This is a genomic window from Streptomyces sp. NPDC008313 (assembly GCF_042956125.1).
Taxonomy (GTDB): domain Bacteria; phylum Actinomycetota; class Actinomycetes; order Streptomycetales; family Streptomycetaceae; genus Streptomyces.
Genome location: NZ_JBIBFR010000013.1, coordinates 1 through 22,297, shown reverse-complemented (window position 1 = coordinate 22,297; position 22,297 = coordinate 1). Strand labels below are relative to the sequence as shown.

The following is a 22,297-nucleotide window of genomic DNA, read 5'->3' as shown; positions in this document are numbered from 1 at the left end:
ATGAGCACGCGCACGCCGCTGATGGCGGGCAACTGGAAGATGAACCTCAACCACCTCGAGGCCATCGCGCACGTCCAGAAGCTCGCCTTCGCCCTGGCCGACAAGGACTACGAGACCTGCGAGGTCGCCGTCCTGCCGCCCTTCACCGACCTGCGCTCCGTGCAGACCCTGGTCGACGGCGACAAGCTCCGGATCAAGTACGGCGCCCAGGACCTCTCGGCGCAGGACTCCGGCGCCTACACCGGAGAGATCTCCGGCTCGATGCTGGCCAAGCTCAAGTGCACGTACGTGGCCGTCGGCCACTCCGAGCGCCGCCAGTACCACGACGAGACCGACGAGGTCTGCAACGCCAAGGTCAAGGCCGCCTACAAGCACGGCCTCACCCCGATCCTGTGCGTCGGCGAGGGCCTCGACGTCCGCAAGGCCGGCAACCAGGTCGCGCACACCCTCGCGCAGGTCGACGGCGGCCTCAAGGACGTCCCGGCCGAGCAGGCCGAGTCCGTGGTGATCGCCTACGAACCGGTCTGGGCGATCGGCACCGGCGAGGTCGCCACCCCCGAGGACGCCCAGGAGGTCTGCGGGGCGATCCGCGGCCGTCTCGCCGAGCTGTACTCGCAGGAGCTGGCCGACAAGGTCCGCATCCAGTACGGCGGCTCCGTGAAGTCCGGCAACGTCGCCGCGATCATGGCCCAGCCCGACGTCGACGGCGCCCTGGTGGGCGGCGCGGCGCTCGACGCGGACGAGTTCGTCAAGATCGTCCGCTTCCGCGACCAGTGAGCCGGGGGCCGCGAAGGTGAACCGCGGGCCCGCGAGTATGCGCTAGCGGCGATCCGTCGTACTCTTGCGGGGTCCGGTGGCCTGCCACCGGACCCCGTCGTCCATCCAGTTCCGAGGAAGTTGGTCCAGCCGTGGTTTTGGGGTTCTCGATCGCCCTGATCGTCTTCAGCCTGCTGCTGATGCTGCTGGTGCTGATGCACAAGGGAAAGGGCGGCGGCCTCTCCGACATGTTCGGTGGCGGCATGCAGTCGTCCGTCGGCGGCTCCTCGGTCGCCGAGCGCAACCTCGACCGCATCACCGTGGTGCTCGGTCTGCTCTGGTTCGCGTGCATCATCGTGCTCGCCGTCCTCATGAAGATCAATCACTGACCGACGTCGGCACTTTCGCACGTAACGCCCCATGTCCGGTACGCGCCCGCCCGCGCGGCCTATCATGGGGCGTGCGTCTTGATACCGGGGTGTAACTCCCCTCACTGGACGCGCGTTGAGCCTTACGTAGACTGAGGCGCTCGCAGCGAAGCGTCACGCCGACTCGCTTCGCGGCACCATCACGCAGGGAGTTACGACCGTGGCAAGTGGCAACGCGATCCGAGGAAGCCGGGTCGGGGCGGGGCCGATGGGCGAGGCCGAGCGCGGCGAGTCCGCGCCGCGGCTGCGCGTCTCCTTCTGGTGCTCCAACGGGCACGAGACGCAGCCGAGCTTCGCCAGCGACGCGCAGGTCCCCGAAACCTGGGACTGCCCGCGCTGCGGCTTTCCGGCCGGACAGGACCAGGACAACCCCCCGGACCCACCGCGCACCGAGCCGTACAAGACGCATCTCGCGTACGTACGGGAGCGGCGCAGCGACGCGGACGGCGAGGCGATCCTCGCCGAGGCGCTCGCCAAACTCCGGGGCGAGATCTAGGACTTGCCGGCCGGCCGCGCCGTCCTGGCGTGGGTCCGGCAGGCCGTGGACCGCGGCGATGGCTGCCGCGGTTCGGCGACGCGCTGCCCGCTGCCCTCTGCGTGCAGCCTTCCCCTGTTCTCCTGTTCCTCGCGTCTTCCCACGTGTCGCTGACACCGGCGCCGCGGCCGGACGTATGCACTGACGACCCCGACGGCGGTGAGACGACAGCTCACGTCACGTCCTGATCAATTAGGTTGGGCAGGGCAGCGGGGCAAGGTACGCAGCAGGACAGGTAGGAAAGAGGGCTGAAGTCCGAATGAACGCAGACAGCCGTACCAGGCTCAATCAGACGCCCGAGTGGACCGCTCTGGCCAAGCATCGCGAGGAGCTCGGCGGGACGCATCTGCGCGAGCTGTTCGCCGCCGACCCGGGGCGTGGCACCGGATACACCCTGCGGGTCGGAGATCTGCACGTCGACTACTCCAAGCACCTGGTCACCGACGAGACGCTGCGGCTGCTGCGCGAGCTGGCCGCGGCGACCGGCGTGTTCGGCCTCAGGGACGCGATGTTCCGCGGGGAGCGGATCAACACCACGGAGGACCGCGCGGTCCTGCACACCGCGCTGCGCGCCCCGCGCGACGCCGTGATCGAGGTCGACGGCGAGAACGTCGTGCCGGGTGTGCACGCCGTGCTCGACCGGATGAGCGCCTTCGCCGACAAGGTCCGCGCCGGCGAGTGGACCGGTCACACCGGCAAGCGCATCAAGAACGTCGTCAACGTCGGCATCGGCGGCTCCGACCTCGGCCCCGCGATGGCGTACGAGGCGCTGCGCTCCTTCACCGACCGGGACCTGACGGTCCGCTTCGTGTCGAACGTGGACGGCGCCGACCTGCACGAGGCCGTGCGGGACCTGGACCCGGCCGAGACGCTGTTCGTCATCGCCTCGAAGACCTTCACCACCATCGAGACCATCACCAACGCGACGTCCGCGCGCGATTGGCTGCTCACCGGTCTGAAGGCGGGTCAGGAGGCCGTCGCCCGGCACTTCGTGGCCCTGTCGACCAACGCGGAGAAGGTGTCGGACTTCGGCATCGACACCGCCAACATGTTCGAGTTCTGGGACTGGGTCGGCGGCCGCTACTCGTACGACTCGGCGATCGGCCTGGCCCTGATGATCGCCATCGGCCCGGACCGCTTCCGCGAGATGCTCGACGGCTTCCACCTGGTCGACGAGCACTTCCGCACCGCCCCCGCCGAGGCCAACGTGCCGCTGCTGATGGGCCTGCTGGGGATCTGGTACGGCAACTTCCACGACGCGCAGTCGCACGCGGTGCTGCCGTACTCGCACTACCTGTCCCGCTTCGCCGCCTATCTGCAGCAGCTGGACATGGAGTCCAACGGCAAGTCCGTGGACCGCGACGGCAAGCAGGTCCAGTGGCAGACCGGCCCCGTGGTGTGGGGCACGCCCGGCACCAACGGGCAGCACGCCTACTACCAGCTCATCCACCAGGGCACCAAGCTGATCCCGGCCGACTTCATCGGCTTCGCGGAGCCGGTCGCCGACCTGCGGCCCGGACTGGTCGCCCAGCACGACCTGCTGATGGCGAACTTCTTCGCGCAGACGCAGGCCCTGGCCTTCGGCAAGACGCCCGACGAGGTGCGCGGCGAGGGAGTGCCCGAGGAACTGGTGCCCCACAAGACGTTCCAGGGCAACCACCCGACGACCACCATCCTCGCCAAGGAGCTGACCCCGTCCGTCCTCGGCCAGCTCGTCGCCCTCTACGAGCACAAGGTGTTCGTCCAGGGCGCGGTCTGGAACATCGACTCCTTCGATCAGTGGGGCGTCGAGCTCGGCAAGGTGCTCGCCAAGCGCGTCGAGCCCGCGCTGACCGAGGGCGCGGACGTGCCCGGCCTCGACGAGTCCACCAAGGCCCTGGTCACCACGTACCGGGAGCTGCGCGGGCGTGCGTGAGGTGACGCGCCGGACCTGACGGACGTACGGGCACGGGGGCGGGCGGCGTCCGGCCGCCCCCGCGCCCGGCCCGCGCTCCGGCGTCAGGTCACCGCGCTCAGCGTGTCCGCGAGACGCCGCCGCGCCGAGCGCGCCGCCGGGAGCGCGGCCAGCGCGGCGGCACCCGCCACCGCCGCCGTACCGGCCGCGAGCAGCAGCACCGGGGACGGCGCCCGGGCGATACCGGCGCCGATCCCGCTCGACCTGCCCTGCGCGTCGATCAGCCAGTGCGCCAGCGGCACCCCGAGCGCCCCGCCGGCGAGGACCGCGGCCAGGGCGGTGCACGCGGTGGACGTGACCGTCACCGCGGTGATCTGGCGGGGCGACAGACCGATGGCCTTCAGGGCCAGCAGATCCCGCTCGCCCTCGCGGACCGTGCCGCCGATCGCCGTCAGCAGTTCGATGAGCCCGATCAGGGCCAGCACCGCGATCAGCCCGACGACGACCCCGCGCAGCGGGGAGAGCCCGTCGGCCGGATTGGCCACGGCCTGCGCGTCCAGGCGCCCGTGCCCGGCCGCGACCAGCTCGGCGGCCACCTCGTGCGGGTCGGCGCCCGGCCGCAGCCGGAGCTGGTAGAGCGTCGCGCCGAGCCCCGGATCGTTCTCGCGCAGGGTGTCGAGCGAGGTGGAGATGACCCGGCCGGCGTTCTCCGGTTCGATACTGCGGCCCACGATGTGCAGGATCTGCGGACGCGCCCCGACGGTGACACGGACCCAGTCCCCGACACGGACGTCCAGCAGGTCGAGCAGCCCCTGACCGGCGACCGCCTCGTCGGCGCCCCTGGCCGGCCGGCCGTCGGCGATCGCGAACGGGTACGGGTGCGCGCGGGTGCCCAGTCCGCGCAGCGCGATCGTGGCCGTCTGGCCGGGCACGAGCGCCGCCACCTCGGCGCCCGGATGGACGTCCGCGACCCGCGCGTTGTCCGCGAGCAGCGCGCGTGCACCGGCGTCGCTCAGCGTGTCGTCGGCCCGTACGGTGAGCGCGGCCGCCAGACCGATCTGCTCGGGCCTGCTCTCGAAGCGGTCGATGGTGGTCCACGCGCTCATGGCCACCACGATCAGCAGCAGCGGCAGCGCGAGCCGGGCGACCGTCGCGTACCGACGGGTCCGCCGCCCGAACGCCTTGTGCCAGCCCAGCACCAGCGCGGGCGGCACCCGCAGCCCGAGCGCCCGGCGGCCCGCGCCGGTCAGCCGCCCGCCGGGCGGAGCCGCGGCCCGGGCCACGGGCACCGGAGGCACCCGGCCCGCCCGCCACGCGGCGAGAGCCGTCGTCGCCCCGATGAACAGCACCGCCCCGGCCGGTACCGCGAGCATGACCGCGGTGTGTCCGGGCAGCCCCTGCCACACACCCACCGCGTCCCCGAGGCGCCCCGGGACCCCGCTGCCCAGCACCTGGGTGAGGACGGCCGCGACGACCGCCCCCGACAGTGCGAACGCGACGTGCTGGAGGAGGAAGATCCGCACGACCTGGCCGGGCGTGAAGCCGATCGCCTTGAGCACCGAGATGTCCCGCAGATGACCGCGGATCCGGGTCGCGATGGCCCCGTGCACGGCCAGCGCCGCCGCGATCAGCGCGCCCAGGCCGAACAGGCCCAGCACCTGACCGAGCAGCCGGTCGTCGCCCTGCGCGTCGGCACGCGCCTGCCGCCAGTTGGTGACCTGGGTGACCGCGCCCGAGCCCAGAGCGGTGACGGCGCGCTGGGCCACGTAGTCCGTGTCGCCGGGATCCTTCAGCCGCAGCCCGATCACCTGCCCGGCGCGTCCGTCGCCGCGCTCCACGGCGGACGGCCGCGCCCAGACGAGCCCCGGCCGCTCACCGGGGCTGTAGCCCGGCTCGGCGGAAGCGGCGACCCCGAGGACGGTCAGTGTCCGCGTGGTGCCGGGGACGGTCAGGGTGTCCCCGGGCTCCGCCCAGAGCGCCCGGGCGAGAGTGCTCTCCAGCACGACCCCGTCCGGCCGGGCCGGGTCCAGCCAGCGGCCCGACGAGAGCAGCGGACGCGCGGTACCGGGCGGGTCGACGGCGCCGCGCAGCTCGACGGCGGCACGCGTGCCGCGGGACTCGACGGTCACGGACCTCGTGCGGTACGGGCCCGACACGGAGTCCACACCGTCGAGCTCCGCGAGGCGCCCGGCGTCGGCGGACGCGCCGGTGCGGATCCACACGTGCGCGCCGTTCGACTGGGCGAAGGCGCGCTCCCAGGGGTTCGTCGCGTACCCGAACAGGGCCGCCGCCAGCAGCAGCGAGGCGACGATGCCGGCGGTGGCGAGCACGATGAACAGCGCCTCGCCGCGATGCGTGCGCAGATCGGCGTGCGCCCAGCGCGCGGTGGCCCGCACAGCGGATCAGTCCCTCAGCTCGAGCACACCGGACAGGCCGCTGCCCCGCGCGGGCGTGCCGTCGAGCTCCGCGTCGTCGGCGATCCGCCCGTCGAAGAAGCTGATCACCCGGTCCGCGGCGCTCGCCAGCCGCGCGTCGTGCGTGACCAGGAGGATGGACTGGCCGCGCCCGTGGAAGCGGGACAGCAGCCGCATCACCTCACGCGTGCCCTTGCTGTCCAGGCTGCCCGCGGGCTCGTCGGCCAGCAGCAGCGGGGGATGGTTGACCAGGGCCCGGGCCAGCGCGACGCGCTGCTGCTCACCGCCGGACAGTTCGCCGGGCATACTGCGCTCCTTGCCCTCGAGACCCAGCTCGGACAGCAGCCGCTCCCGCTCGGCGCGGGCCTGCTTCGCGGGGGTGCCGGCGAGGAGCGCGGGCAGCTCGACGTTGTCGGCGACCGACAGGTTCGACACGAGGTTGAAGAACTGGAAGACGATGCCGATACGGCGCCTGCGCTCCACGGCCCAGCGCGCCTCGCTCCAGCCGTCCGCGCACTCGCCGTCCAGCCGGACGCTGCCGCTGTCCGGGCGCTGCAGCCCGCCCAGCAGATGCAGCAGCGTCGACTTCCCGGCTCCGGAGGGGCCCGTGACGGCCACGAACTCGCCGCGCCGCAGCGAGAGGTCCACGCCGCGCACCGCGTGCGCCGGGGCGCCCTGCCCGTAGTGCGACTTGACCAGGCCCTCGGCGCGCAGAAGCGGAACGGTGTGGCTCGTACCGGCCGTCATTGCAGCCCCTCCAGTTCCTCCTGGCAGCGCTCCAGCCAGTCGAGGTCGGCCTGAAGGTGCAGCATCGCGCCCTCTATGAGGAGCTGGGCGATGCGGTTGTCCCGGTCCTCGGCGGCGGCGAGCTTCGACAGATTGCGCATGGTGTTCAGGTACTGACGGCGCTGCTTGTTGATGAGGGTGATCTGGTCGGCGAGGCCGCTGGTGGGAGCGAGCGCGAGCTTCATGAAGAACTCGTCCCGCACCCGCGGCTCGTCCGCCGTCTCCTCGTACCAGGCGCTGAGCGCCCCGCGCCCGGCATCGGTGAGGCAGTAGATCTTCTTGTTCGGCCGGCTCGACTGCTCGACTTCCTCGCCCTCGATCAGCCCCGACTTCTCCAGCCGGCCCAGGGTGACGTAGACCTGCCCGACGTTCGGCTGAGGGTACGCGGAGCCCAGCAGTTGCTCAAGGTCCCGCTTGAGCTCGTAGCCGTGGGCGGGGCCGCGGGCCAGGAGCGCCAGGAGGGGCAGGCGCACTCGTGCTCTCCTCCTCGCGTCCTGTGGGGCTGCCGCGGTCTCGTCGGTCTTGTAATGTGCCGCAGGCCCTAGTATCGCCCATACCTAACAGGTATACATGGCCTCTGACGCCGGGCGAGGGCGCCCGGCGCCGGTGTACAGGGAGGAACCTATGCGGTGGATGCACGCCGCCGGTAGGGGCCTCCTGGTCATGATCGTCGTCCTGACCGGTTATGTGGCCTCCGGGCTGCCCGCCGACGGGGCGCACGGCGGCGGGCGGGGCCCGCTCACCCTGGCCACCGCCGGAGACCTCACCGGTTACCTGGGCCCGCTGCTGGAGGGCTGGAACCGCACCCATCCCGGCGAGCGGGTCACCCTCGTCGAACTCCCGGACTCCGCCGACGAGACCCACGCGCAGATGACCACCGACCTGCGCTCGGGCGCGGGCCGTTTCGACGTCCTCAACATCGACGTCGCCTGGACCTCAGAGTTCGCCGCGGCGGGCTGGATATCCCCGCTGTCCCGCGACCGGTTCCCGCTCGACAGCTTCCTGCCGCCGGTCGTCGGCACGGCCGAGTACGACGGGCGGCTGTACGCCGTCCCGTACGTCACCAACGCGGGACTCCTCCTGTACCGCAAGGACGTCCTCGCGAAGGAGGGGCTCGACCCGCCGCGCACCTGGGCCGAACTGGAGCGGCAGGCGCGGGACGTCGCGCCGAAGTACGGACTCGACGGGTACGCGGGCCAGTTCCTGCCCTACGAGGGGCTGACCGTGAACGCCGCGGAGGCCGTCTACTCGGCGGGCGGCTCCATCCTCGGAGACGAGGGTGAACGCGTCACCGTGAACTCCGCCGCGGCCCGCGAGGGCATCGCGTTCCTCGCCCGGGGTGTGCGCGAGGGCTGGATACCGAAGAAGGCGCTGACGTACAAGGAGGAGGAGTCCAAGCAGGCCTTCCAGGACGGCCACCTGCTCTTCCTGCGCAACTGGCCCTACGCCTACGTCGGCGCCTCCGCCCGGGGAACGGCGGTGGCCGGCAAGGTCGGCGCCGTCCCGCTGCCCGGCCCCGACGGGCCCGGCACCAGCGTGCTCGGCGGCTCGAACCTCGCCGTCAACGCCCACGCCCGCCATCCCGACTCCGCCGCCCGGCTGATCGCCTACCTGACCGGCGAGCGGGTCCAGCGGCGGGTCCTCACCCGGGGCGCGCTGCCGCCCGTGCGGGCCGCGCTCTACCAGGACCCGGAACTCATCCGGAAGTTCCCGTACCTGCCGACGCTGCGCGCGAGCGTCCTCGCCGCCGCGCCCCGGCCCAAGAGCCCGCGCTACGACCAGGTCAGCCTGGTGGTGCAGGCCGTCGTGCACGACGCGATGACCGGGCACCAGACGCCCGAGGCGGCCGTGCGGCGACTCGCCCGCGAGCTCGCGGCGCTCTCGCACCACTGAGCCCTCTAGTTACCTGTTAGGTATCCAAGCGGGGGCCTCTCTCGGTTCTCCCGCCCGAAAAGTGGGCATAAAACTCCCCAACTTCCGGCTGTTTCGCCCGCACTCGTTGACACCTCCACGACACGCCTACCTAACATGCATGCATAACCGCCGGGCCGGTCAGGCCGGCAGGCACCAACCCGGCACGCACGGGGCCGGCACGCACAGACAGGTCGACGGGTGACGCTCAACACGCACCACTGGTGGCGCGACGCGGTGATCTACCAGGTGTACGTCCGCAGCTTTCTGGACAGCACCGGGGACGGCATCGGTGACCTCGCGGGGGTCCGCGCGGGACTGCCCTATCTCAAGAAGCTCGGCGTGGACGGGATATGGCTCAGCCCCTTCTACCCGTCCCCGCAGCACGACCACGGCTACGACGTCGCCGACTACTGCGACGTGGACCCGGTCTTCGGCGACCTCGCGGAGTTCGACCTGCTGATGGCGGACGCCCGGCGGCTCGGCGTCAAGGTGCTCCTCGACATCGTCCCCAACCACTGCTCCAGCGAGCACCCGTGGTTCACCGAGGCACTGGCCGGCGCGCCCGGCGGCGAGGCCCGCGCCCGCTTCCACTTCGCCGACGGGCGCGGCCCGCGCGGCGAGGAGCCGCCCAACAACTGGCACGCCATGTTCGGCGGACCCGCCTGGACCCGGGTCGACGGGGCGGACGGCGGCCCCGGCCAGTGGTACCTGCACATGTTCACGCCCGAGCAGCCCGACCTGAACTGGCGCAACCCCGAGGTCGGCGCCCACTTCGACCACGTGCTGCGCTTCTGGCTCGACCGGGGCGTCGACGGCTTCCGCATCGACGTGGCGGCCGGCCTCTTCAAGGACGCGGGCCTTCCCGACTCGCCCGACCCCGAGGCCGACGCCCGCACCCGCGACTCGGTCAACCCGCTCGCCTGGAACCAGCCCGAGGTGCACGGCGTCTGGCGCCACTGGCGCTCGGTGTGCGAGGAGTACACGGCCCGCGACGGCCGCGAACGCCTGCTCGTCGGCGAGGTGTCGGTGCCGACCGCCCGCGAACACGCCCGGTACGTCCGTCCCGACGAGCTCCACCAGGCGTTCTTCTTCGACCTGCTGAGCGCGCCCTGGAACGCCGACGCCTTCCGCAAGGTCGTCTCCGAGGCCATGCAGGACATCGCCGGCACCGGCTCCACCGTCACCTGGGTCCTCAACAACCACGACCAGGTCCGCACCGTCACCCGCTACGGCGAGTCCGGCACAGAGGGCAGCGGACTCGGCGCCGCCCGCGCCCGCGCCGCCGCGCTGCTGATGCTGGCGCTGCCGGGAGCCGCGTACATCTACCAGGGCGAGGAACTGGGCCTGCCCGAGGTCGTCGACCTGCCCGACGACGTCCTCACCGACCCGATCTTCCGCCGCACCGGAAGCCGCGCCCGCATCCGCGACGGCTGCCGGGTGCCGCTGCCCTGGTCGGGGCACGCCTCGCCGTTCGGCTTCACCCCCGGAGCCGAGAGCGCGAAACCCTGGCTGCCGCAGCCCGCCTACTTCGCCGAGTACGCCACCGACCGCGCCCTCGCCGACACCCGCTCCCTGTGGCACCTCTACCGCGACGGCCTCCAACTGCGCGCGGGACTGCCACAACTGGGCGAGGGCACGCTGCGCTGGCTGGACACCCCGCCCGGCGTCCTCGCCTTCGTCCGCGGCGACGGCCTGGTCTGCGCCGTCAACTTCGGTACGGCCCCCACTCCCGCCCCGGTCCCCGGCACCCCGCTGCTCGCCAGCGGCCCCTGCCCGGCCGGTGTACTGCCCGGCTCGACGGCCGCCTGGTGGATCAGCGACCACGCGTCCTCCTGAGCCGCCCGGCGCTTTCCCCTCAACCCCGCCACCCCCGAGAGGACATCAACGATGACGAGACGACGTACGACCCTGCTCGCCGGCTGCACCGCCCTGGCCCTGGCACTCGGCGCGACGGCCTGCGGAGGCGACCCCGTCTCCGCGGGCGGCGGCGGGAAGTCGCTCAGCGGCCAGACGATCGACGTGGCCGGCGTCTGGTCCGGCAGCGAGCAGAAGAACTTCCAGAAGGTGCTGGACGCCTTCACCGAGAAGACCGGGGCCAAGACCCGGTTCGTCTCCACCGGCGACAACGTCTCCACCGTCGTCGGCAGCAAGATCGAGGGCGGCAACGCCCCCGACGTGGTGATGGTCCCGCAGGTCGGCGTGCTCCAGCAGTTCGCGAAGAAGGGCTGGCTGAAGCCGCTCTCGAAGACGGCCGAGCACTCCGTCGACACCAACTACGCGAGCGTCTGGAAGAAGTACGGCACCGTCGGCGACACGTTCTACGGGCTCTACTTCAAGGCCGCCCACAAGTCGACCGTCTGGTACAGCCCCGACGCCCTCGAACAGGCCGGTGTCGAGCCGCCCACCTCGTACGACGGGATGCTGAAGGCCGGCCGGACCGTCTCCGACTCGGGCCTCGCCGCGTTCTCCGTCGCCGGACAGGACGGCTGGACGCTCACCGACTGGTTCGAGAACGTCTACCTCTCCCAGGCGGGTCCCGAGAAGTACGACGCCCTGGCCGCCCACCGGATCAAGTGGACCGACCCGACCGTCGTCGAGGCGCTCACCACGCTCGGCAGGCTGTTCGAGGACAAGCAGCTGATAGCCGGCGGCCGCAAGGAGGCCCTGAACACCGACTTCCCGGGCTCCGTCGAAAAGGTCTTCGGACCGAAGCCCGCCGCGGGCATGGTCTACGAGGGCGACTTCGTCGCCGGAGTCGCCAAGGACCAGTTCGACCGGAAGATCGGGCAGGACGCCGACTTCTTCCCCTTCCCCGCCGTCGGCGACGGCAAGGCACCCGTGGTCAGCGGCGGCGACGCCGCCGTCGTCCTCAAGGACGGCAAGCACCAGAAGGCCGCCATGCGCTTCATGGAGTACCTGGCGACGCCCGAGGCCGCCGCCGTCTGGGCCGAGGCGGGCGGCTTCCTGTCGCCGAACAAGAAGCTCGACACCGCCTCCTACGGCGACGACGTCACCCGCGAGACCGCCAAGTCCCTGGTCGCCGCCGGGAACTCGGTCCGCTTCGACATGTCCGACCAGGCACCGGCCGCGTTCGGCGGCACCAAGGGCACCGGCGAGTGGAAGCTCCTCCAGGACTTCCTGCGCGACCCGTCCGATCCGAAGGGAACCGCGGCGCGCCTGGAGAAGGCCGCGGCCAAGGCGTACCGGGACTGATCGCCGTGACCGCCGCCTTCCTGAAGGGATCGCCGTGACCGCCACCCTCGTCAAGGAGACGGGCCCGCCGGCCGCGCCCACCGCCGACCGCAGACGCCGCGCGCGGCGACGCGGACGCCTCGTCGCCGCCCTGTTCGTCCTGCCCGCCCTGCTGCTGCTCGGCGCGCTCGTCGTCTACCCCGTGCTGTTCTCCGTCGGCCGCAGCTTCTTCGACGCCTCCGGGGACCGGTTCGTCGGCGGTGACAACTACACCGAGATGTTCCGGGACCCGGCCACCCTCAAGGCCGTCCGCAACAGCGTCATCTGGGTCGTCGTCGCCCCCGCCCTACTCACCGGGCTCGGGCTGATCCTGGCCGTCCTGGTCGAGAAGATCCGCTGGGCGACCGCTTTCAAGCTGCTGCTCTTCATGCCCATGGCGGTGTCGTTCCTCGCCGCCGGCATCATCTTCCGGCTCGCCTACGACGAGGACCCCGACAAGGGCGTCCTGAACGCCGCCGTCGTCGGCGTCCACGACGCCTTCGCGGGCACGTCCTCCTACCCGACCGCCCACGCCCGCGAAGGCCAGGGCCTCACCAAGGCCAAGGACGGCTCGTACCGTACGACCGCCACCGCGTCCCCCGGCGACACGGTCGGCCTCGGCCTGGTCGGCGTCCTCGCCAAGGACCTGCCCAAGGACGCCGCACCCGCCCACCCGGCCGCCGGGCGCAAGGCTGCCGCCGGTGAACTGCGCGGCGTCGCCTACCTCGACTTCACCCCCGGCGGCGGAGGCAGTCAGGGCGCGGTCGACAAGGCCGAGAGCGGTCTGCCGGGGCTGACGGTCGAGGCGGTGCGCGACGGCGAGAAGGCCGGCTCCACCACCACCGCGTCCGACGGTTCCTTCCGCTTCGGGGACCTCGCCCCCGGCGACTACACGCTGCGGCTGCCCGCGTCGAACTTCGCCCCGCCGTACGACGGTGTCTCCTGGCTCGGCCCCGCGCTCGTCACCCCGGCCATCATCGGCGCCTACCTGTGGATCTGGACCGGCTTCTCCATGGTCCTCATCGGCGCCGGCCTCTCCGCCCTGCCGCGCGACTCCCTGGAGGCGGCCCGGATGGACGGCGCGAACGAGTGGCAGATCTTCCGCCGGATCACCGTGCCGCTGCTGGCTCCCGTGCTCACCGTGGTCTTCGTGACCCTGGTGATCAACGTGATGAAGGTCTTCGACCTCGTCTACATCATCGCGCCGGGCCCCGTGCAGCAGGACGCGACCGTCCTCGCCACCCAGATGTGGCTGGTGTCCTTCGGCGGCGGCAACAACCAGGGCCTGGGCAGCGCCCTCGGCGTCCTGCTCCTGGCGATGGTCGTCCCCGCCATGGTCTTCAACGTCCGCCGCTTCCGAAGGAGTCAACGATGAACGCGCTCAGACGAGGGCTCGGCAACGGGCTGGTCCAGGCGTTCCTCGTCCTCGTCGGACTGGTCTGGGTCACCCCGCTCGCCGGACTGTTCCTGTCCTCGCTGCGCTCCGCACAGGACAACGCGGGCGGCGGCTGGTGGACGGCGCTGAAGTCGCCGGGGCAGCTTTCCTTCGAGAACTACTCGGCGCTGCTGGGCAACGCGGGCATCACCCGGGCGTTCTGGAACACCGTGCTCATCTCGGTCCCCACCACCGTCCTCGTCGTCGTCATCGCGGCGCTCGCCGGGTACGCGTTCGCCTGGATGGACTTCCCCGGGCGCGAGCCGGTCTTCCTGCTCGTGGTGGCCCTGCTCGTGGTGCCCGTGCAGATCGGGCTGCTCCCGGTCGCCAAACTCTTCGGGCAGCTGGGGCTGTTCGGGACGATCCCCGGTGTCGTCCTCTTCCACGTCTCCTACGGGCTGCCGTTCGCGATCTTCCTGCTGCGCAACTACTTCGCCGAGATGCCGAAGGAGATGCTGGAGGCGGCGCGGATGGACGGAGGCGGCGAGTGGCGGATCTTCACCCGGCTCGTGCTGCCGGTGGGACGGCCTGCCATCGCCAGCCTGGCGATCTTCCAGTTCCTGTGGGTGTGGAACGACATGCTCGTCGCGCTGCTGTTCGCGGACAGTTCCTCACAGCCGCTGACGGTCGAACTGCAGTCGCAGATCCGGCAGTTCGGCAGCAACATCGATGTGCTCGCACCCGGCGCGTTCGTGTCGCTGGTGGTCCCGGTGGCCGTCTTCTTCGCCTTCCAGCGGCACTTCGTGCAGGGGGTGATGGCGGGGTCGGTGAAGTAGGCGCACGCGACGCCGGAGGGGCTGAAGGTTCTCAGCCCCTCCGGCGTCCGGGGAACGGGGTCAGGCCCGGTGGGCGGCTTCCTCAGGGAGACGCCGGCGGGTACAGCGCCCGCGGCAGCTGGGACGCCGCCGCCGCGTCGAGCAGCCACAGGGTGCGGGCCCGGCCTCGCGCCCCCGCGGCGGGGGCCTGGACCTCACCTGCTCCCGACAGGGCCATCGCCGCCGCCTCCGCCTTGTCCTCACCCGCGGCCAGCAGCCAGACCTCCCGCGCCGCCCGGATCGCCGGCAGCGTCAGCGAGATCCGGGTCGGCGGCGGCTTCGGCGAGCCGTGCACGCCGACCACCGTCCGCTCCGTCTCCCGCACCGCGGGCAGCTCGGGGAAGAGCGAGGCCACGTGCGCGTCCGGGCCGACGCCCAGCAGCAGCACGTCGAAGGCGGGCACGGACCCGTGGTTCTCCGGGCCCGCCGCCTTCGCCAGTGCGGCCGCGTACGCCGCCGCCGCCGTGTCGGCGTCCGAGCCGTCGGGTCCGTCCGACGCGGGCATGGCATGCACGCGCGCGGGATCCAGCGGCACCGAGTCCAGCAGCGCCTCACGGGCCTGCGTGACGTTGCGCTCCGGGTCGCCCTCGGGCAGGAACCGCTCGTCGCCCCACCACAGGTCGAGGCGGCCCCAGTCGACGGCGTCCCGGGCGGGCGCGGCGGCGAGCGCGGCCAGCAGGCCGTTGCCGTTGCGCCCGCCGGTGAGGACCACGGAGGCCGAACCCCGCGAGGCCTGCGCGTCCACGATCTTCGTGATCAGCCGGGCCGCGGCGGCCTGCGCCATCAGCTCCTTGTCCCGGTGGACGACCAACTGCGCGGACGTGCTCACTTCGCCGCCGCCTTCTTCGCCGGGGCCTTGGCGGCCTTCTTCGCGGGAGCCTTGGCGGCGGCCCCGGCCGAGGCCGGCTCCGTGTCCTGGGCGCTCCCGCCGCCGGCCTCCCCGGGCCCGGACCCGCTCAGCCGGTCGACGCCGTACCGCAGCGCCGAGGCGTAGGTGTCGTCGGGGTCGAGGCGGCGCAGCTCCTCCGCGATCAGCTCCGCCGTCTCGCGGCGCTTGAGCGCCACCGCGCGGGCCGGCTGGCCCTCGATGGACAGCGTCGCGAGAGAACCGTCGGCGCGGTCCAGGACGATCGGGCCGCAGTCCGTGTCCATCCGGACCGCGGTGAGCCCGGGACCGGCGGACGAAGAGCGCTTGACGGGCACGTCGAGCCGGTCGGCGAGCCACATGGCGAGCAGCTCGCAGCTCGGGTTGAACTCCTCGCCCTCCACCTCGACGGCCTCCACCTTGCAGGTGACCTGGTCCAGGGCCGCGGCGAGCATCGAGCGCCAGGGCGTGATGCGCGTCCACGACAGGTCCGTGTCACCGGGGGTGTAGGCGTGGGCGCGGGACCCCAGCTCCCGTACCGGGGACTCGGACGCGTAGGTGTCCGTGACCCGGCGCTGGGCGAGCGCGCCGAGCGGGTCCTTGGCCGGGTCGAGCGGAGCGTTCACCGGCCACCAGACGACGACCGGGGCGTCCGGCAGCAGCAGCGGCAGGACCACCGACTGGGCGTGGTTGAGCACCTCGCCGTAGAGCCGCAGGACGACGGTCTCGCCGGTGCCCGCCTCCGCGCCCAGCCGCACCTCGGCGTCGAGCCGGGACTTCGTGCGGTCGCGGGGCGAGCGCGAGACGCGCTTGATGACCACGAGCGTGCGCGAGGGGTGCTCGCGGGAGGCGTCGTTGGCGGCCTTCAGCGCGTCGTAGGCGTTCTCCTCGTCGGTGACGATGACCAGGGTGAGCACCATGCCGACGGCGGGCGTGCCGATCGCGCGGCGGCCCTGCACCAGCGCCTTGTTGATCTTGCTGGCCGTGGTGTCCGTGAGATCGGTCTTCATGGGCGACGCCAGCTCCGTCCGTCTCGTTCGAGCATTTCGTCGGCCTCGACGGGGCCCCAGGTGCCCGACGGGTACTGGGCGGGCTTCCCGTGGCTGTCCCAGTACTCCTCGATCGGGTCGAGGATCTTCCAGGACAGCTCGACCTCCTCGGTGCGCGGGAAGAGGTTCGAGTCGCCGAGCAGCACGTCGAGGATGAGACGCTCGTACGCCTCCGGGCTCGACTCGGTGAACGACTCGCCGTAGGCGAAGTCCATCGAGACGTCCCGGATCTCCATCGACGTGCCCGGCACCTTGGAGCCGAAGCGGACGGTGATGCCCTCGTCGGGCTGGACGCGGATGACGATCGCGTTCTGCCCCAGCTCCTCGGTCGAGGTGTGGTCGAAGGGGGAGTGGGGCGCGCGCTGGAAGACGACGGCGATCTCGGTGACGCGGCGGCCGAGCCGCTTGCCGGTGCGCAGGTAGAAGGGGACGCCCGCCCAGCGGCGGTTGTCGATGCCCAGCTTGACGGCCGCGTACGTGTCGGTCTTCGACCTGGCGTCGATGCCCTCCTCCTGGAGGTAGCCGACCGCCTTCTCGCCGCCCTGCCAGCCGGGCGCGTACTGGCCGCGCACGGTGCTGAGGCCGAGGTCCTTGGGGAGCCGGACCGCGCCGAGCACCTTGGTCTTCTCGGCGGCCAGCGCGTCCGCGTCGAAGGAGGCGGGCTCCTCCATCGCGGTGAGCGCCATCAGCTGGAGCAGGTGGTTCTGGATGACGTCGCGGGCCGCGCCGATGCCGTCGTAGTAGCCGGCGCGGCCGCCGATGCCGATGTCCTCGGCCATGGTGATCTGCACGTGGTCGACGAACGACCGGTTCCAGATCGGTTCGAACATCTGGTTGGCGAAGCGCAGCGCCAGGATGTTCTGGACGGTCTCCTTGCCGAGGTAGTGGTCGATCCGGAAGACCTGGTCCGGGGCGAAGACCTCGTGCACGATGGCGTTGAGTTCCTCGGCCGACTTCAGGTTGTGGCCGAACGGCTTCTCGATGACCGCGCGCCGCCAGGAACCCTTCTCCTGGTCGGCCAGGCCGTGCTTCTTGAGCTGCTGCACGACCTTGGGGAAGAACTTCGGGGGGACGGAGAGATAGAAGGCGAAGTTGCCGCCGGTGCCCTGCGCCTTGTCCAGTTCCTGGATCGTGGCGCGCAGCTGCTCGAACGCGGCGTCGTCGTCGAAGGTGCCCTGGACGAAGCGCATCCCCTGGATGAGCTGCTGCCAGACCTCCTCGCGGAACGGCGTACGGGCGTGCTCCTTGACGGCGTCGTGGACCTCCTGGGCGAAGTCCTCGTCCTGCCATTCCCGGCGGGCGAAGCCGACGAGCGCGAAGCCCGGCGGCAGCAGACCGCGGTTGGCCAGGTCGTACACGGCAGGCATCAGTTTTTTACGTGACAAATCGCCCGTAACACCGAAGATGACCAGGCCCGACGGCCCCGCGATACGCGGGAGCCGTCGGTCTGCGGGGTCACGCAGCGGGTTGCTGCTTGACAAGATCTCAGCCCTCCGAAGGGGCGAGGCGCTTCAGCTCCGCCTCGGTCGACTTGAGCAGGTCGTTCCACGACGCCTCGAACTTCTCGACGCCCTCGTCCTCCAGGAGCTGCACGACCTCGTCGTACGAGATGCCGAGCTTCTCGACCGCGTCGAGGTCGGCCCGTGCCTGCTCGTACGTGCCCGAGATCGCGTCGCCGGTGATCTCGCCGTGGTCGGCGGCCGCCTCCAGGGTGGCCTCCGGCATGGTGTTGACCGTGTTCGGCGCGACCAGCTGCTCGACGTACATGGTGTCCTTGTACGCCTTGTCCTTGACGCCGGTCGAGGCCCACAGCGGACGCTGCTTGTTGGCCTGCGCCCGGTCGAGGACGGCCCAGCGGTCGGAGGAGAAGACCTCCTCGTACGCCTGGTAGGCGAGGCGGGCGTTGGCGACGCCGGCCTTGCCGCGGGCGGCCTTCGCCTCGTCGGTGCCCAGGGCGTCGATCCGCTTGTCGATCTCGGTGTCCACGCGGGAAACGAAGAAGGACGCCACCGAGTGGATCTTCGAGAGGTCCAGGCCGCGCTCCTTGGCCTTCTCCAGACCCGCGAGGTAGGCGTCCATGACCTTGCGGTAGCGCTCCAGGGAGAAGATCAGCGTGATGTTGACGCTGATGCCGAGGCCGATGACCTCGGTGATCGCCGGGATGCCCGCCTCGGTGGCCGGGATCTTGATCAGCGTGTTGGGGCGGTCCACCAGCCAGGCCAGCTGCTTGGCCTCGGCGACCGTGGCGTGCGTGTTGTGCGCGAGGCGGGGATCCACCTCGATGGAGACCCTGCCGTCCTGGCCGTCGGTCGCGTCGAAGACCGGGCGCATGATGTCGGCGGCGTCGCGGACGTCCGCCGTCGTGATCATGCGGATGGCCTCCTCGACGGTCACGCCGCGGACGGCGAGGTCGGAGACCTGCTGGTCGTAGCCGTCGCCGTGCGAGATGGCCTTCTGGAAGATCGACGGGTTGGTGGTGACGCCCACGACGTGCTGCTGGTCGATCAGTTCGGCGAGGTTGCCGGACGTGATCCGCTTGCGCGAAAGGTCGTCCAGCCAGATCGCGACGCCTTCCTCGGAGAGGCGCTTGAGTGCGTCTGTCATCGAAAATGCATCTCCTACGTGTCGTGTGTAAGCGTCAGCGCGTGGCCGCGGCGATCGATTCCCGGGCGGCGTCGGCGACGTTCCCGGCGGTGAAGCCGAACTTCTCGAACAGCACCTTGCCGTCGGCCGAGGCACCGAAGTGCTCCAGGGAGACGATGCGTCCGGCGTCACCCACGTAGCGGTGCCAGGTCAGACCGATACCGGCCTCCACCGCGACCCGCGCCCGCACGGAAGGCGGCAGGACGCTGTCCCGGTACCCCTGGTCCTGCTCCTCGAACCACTCCACGGACGGCATGGACACGACCCGGGTCGCGACGCCCTCCGCCTGGAGCCGCTCGCGGGCCTCGACGGCCACGTGGACCTCGGAACCGGTGGCGATCAGGACGACCTGCGGCTCGCCGCCCTCCGCCTCGAAGAGCACGTAGCCGCCCTTCGCCGCGTCCTCGTTCGCCTCGTAGGTGGGCACGCCCTGACGGGTCAGCGCGAGGCCGTGCGGGGCGCCCTTGCCGAAGACCTTCGTGTACCGGCGCAGGATCTCGCGCCAGGCGATCGCCGTCTCGTTGGCGTCCGCGGGACGGACGACGTTGAGGCCGGGGATGGCGCGCAGCGAGGCGAGGTGCTCGACGGGCTGGTGGGTCGGGCCGTCCTCGCCCAGACCGATGGAGTCGTGCGTCCACACGTACGTCACCGGCAGGTGCATCAGGGCGGAGAGGCGCACGGCGTTGCGCATGTAGTCGGAGAACACCAGGAAGGTGCCGCCGTAGATCCGTGTGTTGCCGTGCAGCGCGATGCCGTTCATCTCCGCGGCCATGGAGTGCTCGCGGATGCCGAAGTGGATCGTGCGGCCGTACGGGTCGGCCTCGGGCAGCGGGTTGCCGGCCGGCAGGAACGACGAGTGCTTGTCGATCGTGGTGTTGTTCGAACCGGCGAGGTCGGCGGAGCCGCCCCACAGCTCGGGGATCACCGCGCCCAGCGCCTGCAGCACCTTGCCGGAGGCGGCACGCGTCGCCACGCCCTTGCCCGGCTCGAACACCGGGAGCTTCTCCTCCCAGCCGGCCGGCAGCTCGCCCTTGCTGATCCGGTCGAACTCGGCGGCGCGCTCCGGGTCGGCGGTGCGCCAGGCGGCGAAGCCCTTCTCCCACTCGGCGCGGACGTCCCGGCCGCGGTCGCCGAGCGCGCGGGTGTGGGCGAGGACCGCGTCGGAGACCTCGAAGGTCTGCTCCGGGTCGAAGCCCAGGACGCGCTTGGTGGCCGCGACCTCCTCGTCGCCGAGCGCCGAGCCGTGCGCGGCCTCGGTGTTCTGGGCGTTCGGGGCGGGCCAGGCGATGATCGAGCGCATCGCGATGAACGACGGCCGGTCGGTGACCGCCCTGGCGGCCTCGATCGCGTTGTACAGGGCCTCGGGGTCCAGGTCGCCGTCCGGCTTCGGGGCGACCCGCTGGACGTGCCAGCCGTAGGCCTCGTAGCGCTTCACGGTGTCCTCGGAGACCGCGGTCTCCGTGTCGCCCTCGATCGAGATGTGGTTGTCGTCCCACAGCAGGACCAGGTTGCCCAGCTTCTGGTGCCCGGCCAGCGAGGACGCCTCCGCGGAGATGCCCTCCTGGAGGCAGCCGTCACCGGCGACGCAGTAGACGAAGTGGTCGAACGGGGAGGTGCCCTCGGCGGCCTCGGGGTCGAACAGTCCGCGCTCGTAGCGGGCGGCCATCGCCATGCCCACCGCGTTGGCGACACCCTGGCCCAGCGGGCCCGTGGTCGTCTCCACACCGGTGGTGTGCCCGTACTCCGGGTGCCCCGGGGTCTTGCTGCCCCAGGTCCTGAAGGACTTGAGGTCGTCCAGCTCCAGGCCGAACCCGGCCAGGTAGAGCTGGATGTAGAGGGTCAGGGACGAGTGGCCGGCGGACAGCACGAAGCGGTCCCGTCCGGTCCAGTCGGCGTCCGCCGGGTCGTGCCGCATCACCTTCTGGAAGAGGGTGTACGCGGCGGGCGCCAGGCTCATCGCCGTACCCGGATGGCCGTTCCCGACCTTCTGTACGGCATCGGCGGCCAGGACGCGGGCGGTGTCGACGGCCCGCTGGTCCAACTCGGTCCACTCGAGGTCTGTGGTGGTCGGCTTGGTGCTCACCCTGAGTCAGGGCTCCTCTCCACATGGTGCACATGTCGGATACCGGTGCACTGGGCGCCCACCGGCCGGTGTCGAGCCTACCCTTGTAGGAACGTCCTTTTTTCGAGTCGTTCCAGACTGCCGGGACCGATGCGCATCCGCCTCCCGACCGGTGCTTTTCCCCGTTCGTCACATGAATACGGAGCCGCTCGTCCGAGTGCTCAATCGAGCTTCCGGGTGCCCGTCGGAAGGCCCTTCCCAACACGACACCACCCCCGCGAAGTCCGGGGTCTGGGCAACGTCTACAGTGGCGTGGTACGCGCGAGCCTTTACCGGGAGTTCACACCCGGAGCTCGCTGGGTGTCTCTGTCAGGGGTGTGCGTGACGGCCGTCGAATCCCGTCCAGCAGGTTTGCTCGGGACGAGCAGCCAGGGCCATCGGCCGTTCGGTGCCCGGGTCAAGGCGTTCATCGCGCTCACCAAGCCGCGCATCATCGAGCTGCTGCTGATCACCACCGTCCCGGTGATGTTCCTGGCGCAGCAGGGTGTCCCGGACCTGAAGCTGGTCCTGCTCACCTGTCTGGGCGGTTACCTCTCGGCGGGCGGCGCGAACGCGCTGAACATGTACATCGACCGCGACATCGACGCGCTCATGGAGCGCACCTCGCAGCGTCCGCTGGTCACCGGCATGGTCAGCCCGCGCGAATGCCTCGCCTTCGGCCTGTCCCTCGCGGTCGTCTCCACCCTGCTGTTCGGCCTGACCGTCAACTGGCTCTCCGCCTGGCTCTCCCTCGGCGCGCTCCTCTTCTACGTCGTCGTCTACACGATGCTCCTCAAGCGGCGCACGTCGCAGAACATCGTCTGGGGCGGCATCGCCGGCTGCCTGCCGGTGCTCATCGGCTGGTCGTCCGTCACCAACTCCATGTCGTGGGCCCCCGTGGTCCTGTTCCTCGTCATGTTCTTCTGGACGCCGCCGCACTACTGGCCGCTCTCCATGAAGGTGAGGGAGGACTACGCCCGGGTGGGCGTGCCGATGCTGCCGGTCGTCGCCTCCAACAAGGTGGTCGCCCGCCAGATCGTCCTCTACAGCTGGGTCATGGTCGCCGTCTCCCTGCTGCTCACCCCGCTGGGTTACACCGGCTGGTTCTACACGGCGGTCGCGCTCGCGGCGGGCGGCTTCTGGCTCTGGGAGGCGCACGGACTGCAAAGCCGCGCCAAGGCCGAGACGACCGGCGCGAAGCTCAAGGAGATGCGCCTGTTCCACTGGTCCATCACCTATGTGTCGATCCTGTTCGTGGCCGTCGCGGTGGACCCCTTCCTGCGGTAGCCGGTCCGGCTCGTGACGACGGGCGGGGGGGGGGGGCCCCCCCCCCCCCCCCCCCCCCCCGCGCGGGGGGCCCCCCCCCGGGGGCGACCCGGCCCGCGCGCCCACCCCGCCGGGGGCCCGGACCCTCGCCCCCCCCGCCCCCCC

At 71.4% G+C, this 22,297-nt stretch carries 18 protein-coding genes; 10 read left to right on the top strand and 8 right to left on the bottom strand.

Going from position 1 to position 22,297, the window contains the following annotated elements:
- The 4 genes from tpiA (at position 1) to pgi (ending at position 3,634) form a co-directional block, all read left to right on the top strand.
- The gene (tpiA, locus tag ACFY93_RS18735) at positions 1-777 is read left to right on the top strand and encodes a triose-phosphate isomerase (RefSeq protein ID WP_391359981.1); all 777 of its coding nucleotides are present in this window, start codon (positions 1-3) and stop codon (positions 775-777) included.
- Between the two features lie 131 nt (positions 778-908).
- Positions 909-1,145, top strand: a complete 237-nt coding sequence (gene secG, locus ACFY93_RS18730; RefSeq protein WP_391359978.1) for a preprotein translocase subunit SecG — start codon at positions 909-911, stop codon at positions 1,143-1,145.
- A 199-nt stretch (positions 1,146-1,344) separates the two neighbouring features.
- Positions 1,345-1,680: an RNA polymerase-binding protein RbpA gene (locus ACFY93_RS18725; RefSeq protein ID WP_360744526.1), complete on the top strand. Its 336-nt coding sequence runs from the start codon at positions 1,345-1,347 to the stop codon at positions 1,678-1,680.
- A gap of 298 nt (positions 1,681-1,978) precedes the next feature.
- On the top strand, positions 1,979-3,634 hold the full coding sequence (gene pgi / locus ACFY93_RS18720; RefSeq protein WP_391359975.1) for a glucose-6-phosphate isomerase: 1,656 nt from the start codon (positions 1,979-1,981) through the stop codon (positions 3,632-3,634).
- An 83-nt stretch (positions 3,635-3,717) separates the two neighbouring features.
- Here pgi and ACFY93_RS18715 read toward each other — a convergent pair whose 3' ends face one another.
- Genes ACFY93_RS18715 through ACFY93_RS18705 form a run of 3 tightly spaced genes read right to left on the bottom strand, consistent with a single transcriptional unit; the run spans position 3,718 to position 7,286 of the window.
- Entirely contained in the window at positions 3,718-6,009 is a 2,292-nt protein-coding gene (locus tag ACFY93_RS18715) for an FtsX-like permease family protein (RefSeq protein ID WP_391359972.1), read from the bottom strand.
- Positions 6,010-6,015: 6 nt separating this feature from the next.
- A complete protein-coding gene (locus ACFY93_RS18710; protein WP_391359970.1) occupies positions 6,016-6,774 on the bottom strand; it encodes an ATP-binding cassette domain-containing protein in 759 nt (252 codons plus the stop codon).
- Complete coding sequence (locus ACFY93_RS18705) at positions 6,771-7,286, bottom strand: helix-turn-helix transcriptional regulator (RefSeq protein WP_391359967.1); 516 nt, start codon at positions 7,284-7,286, stop codon at positions 6,771-6,773. Before ACFY93_RS18705 ends, ACFY93_RS18710 begins: the two co-directional genes overlap by 4 nt.
- 151 nt (positions 7,287-7,437) lie before the next feature.
- On the opposite strand from ACFY93_RS18705, the gene ACFY93_RS18700 reads away from it, so the two are divergent.
- The 5 genes from ACFY93_RS18700 to ACFY93_RS18680 all read left to right on the top strand — a co-directional run bounded on the left by ACFY93_RS18700 (position 7,438) and on the right by ACFY93_RS18680 (position 14,169).
- Positions 7,438-8,706, top strand: a complete 1,269-nt coding sequence (locus tag ACFY93_RS18700) for an extracellular solute-binding protein (protein WP_391359964.1) — start codon at positions 7,438-7,440, stop codon at positions 8,704-8,706.
- Between the two features lie 219 nt (positions 8,707-8,925).
- Entirely contained in the window at positions 8,926-10,563 is a 1,638-nt protein-coding gene (locus ACFY93_RS18695) for an alpha-amylase family glycosyl hydrolase (RefSeq protein WP_391359960.1), read from the top strand.
- Between the two features lie 51 nt (positions 10,564-10,614).
- On the top strand, positions 10,615-11,940 hold the full coding sequence (locus ACFY93_RS18690) for an extracellular solute-binding protein (protein WP_391359957.1): 1,326 nt from the start codon (positions 10,615-10,617) through the stop codon (positions 11,938-11,940).
- 34 nt (positions 11,941-11,974) lie between these two features.
- Positions 11,975-13,333 carry an ABC transporter permease subunit gene (locus ACFY93_RS18685; RefSeq protein ID WP_391359955.1) on the top strand — a complete coding sequence of 453 codons (1,359 nt, stop codon included), beginning with the start codon at positions 11,975-11,977 and terminating at the stop codon, positions 13,331-13,333.
- The gene (locus ACFY93_RS18680) at positions 13,330-14,169 is read left to right on the top strand and encodes an ABC transporter permease subunit (protein ID WP_391359953.1); all 840 of its coding nucleotides are present in this window, start codon (positions 13,330-13,332) and stop codon (positions 14,167-14,169) included. The genes ACFY93_RS18685 and ACFY93_RS18680 overlap by 4 nt, the downstream gene beginning before the upstream one ends.
- A gap of 82 nt (positions 14,170-14,251) precedes the next feature.
- Here ACFY93_RS18680 and pgl read toward each other — a convergent pair whose 3' ends face one another.
- Genes pgl through tkt form a run of 5 tightly spaced genes read right to left on the bottom strand, consistent with a single transcriptional unit; the run spans position 14,252 to position 20,848 of the window.
- On the bottom strand, positions 14,252-15,037 hold the full coding sequence (gene pgl / locus ACFY93_RS18675; RefSeq protein WP_391359950.1) for a 6-phosphogluconolactonase: 786 nt from the start codon (positions 15,035-15,037) through the stop codon (positions 14,252-14,254).
- Positions 15,034-16,083, bottom strand: coding sequence for a glucose-6-phosphate dehydrogenase assembly protein OpcA (gene opcA, locus ACFY93_RS18670; RefSeq protein WP_391359947.1), 1,050 nt, complete (start codon positions 16,081-16,083; stop codon positions 15,034-15,036). The genes pgl and opcA overlap by 4 nt, the downstream gene beginning before the upstream one ends.
- Complete coding sequence (zwf, locus tag ACFY93_RS18665; protein WP_391359945.1) at positions 16,080-17,603, bottom strand: glucose-6-phosphate dehydrogenase; 1,524 nt, start codon at positions 17,601-17,603, stop codon at positions 16,080-16,082. The genes opcA and zwf overlap by 4 nt, the downstream gene beginning before the upstream one ends.
- 4 nt (positions 17,604-17,607) lie before the next feature.
- The gene (tal, locus tag ACFY93_RS18660) at positions 17,608-18,726 is read right to left on the bottom strand and encodes a transaldolase (protein ID WP_391359942.1); all 1,119 of its coding nucleotides are present in this window, start codon (positions 18,724-18,726) and stop codon (positions 17,608-17,610) included.
- A 34-nt stretch (positions 18,727-18,760) separates the two neighbouring features.
- Complete coding sequence (tkt, locus tag ACFY93_RS18655) at positions 18,761-20,848, bottom strand: transketolase (protein ID WP_391359939.1); 2,088 nt, start codon at positions 20,846-20,848, stop codon at positions 18,761-18,763.
- 354 nt (positions 20,849-21,202) lie between these two features.
- Here tkt and ACFY93_RS18650 point away from each other — a divergent pair, with 354 nt between their 5' ends.
- Positions 21,203-22,153 carry a heme o synthase gene (locus tag ACFY93_RS18650; RefSeq protein ID WP_391360489.1) on the top strand — a complete coding sequence of 317 codons (951 nt, stop codon included), beginning with the start codon at positions 21,203-21,205 and terminating at the stop codon, positions 22,151-22,153.
- The last annotated feature ends 144 nt before the right edge of the window (positions 22,154-22,297 follow it).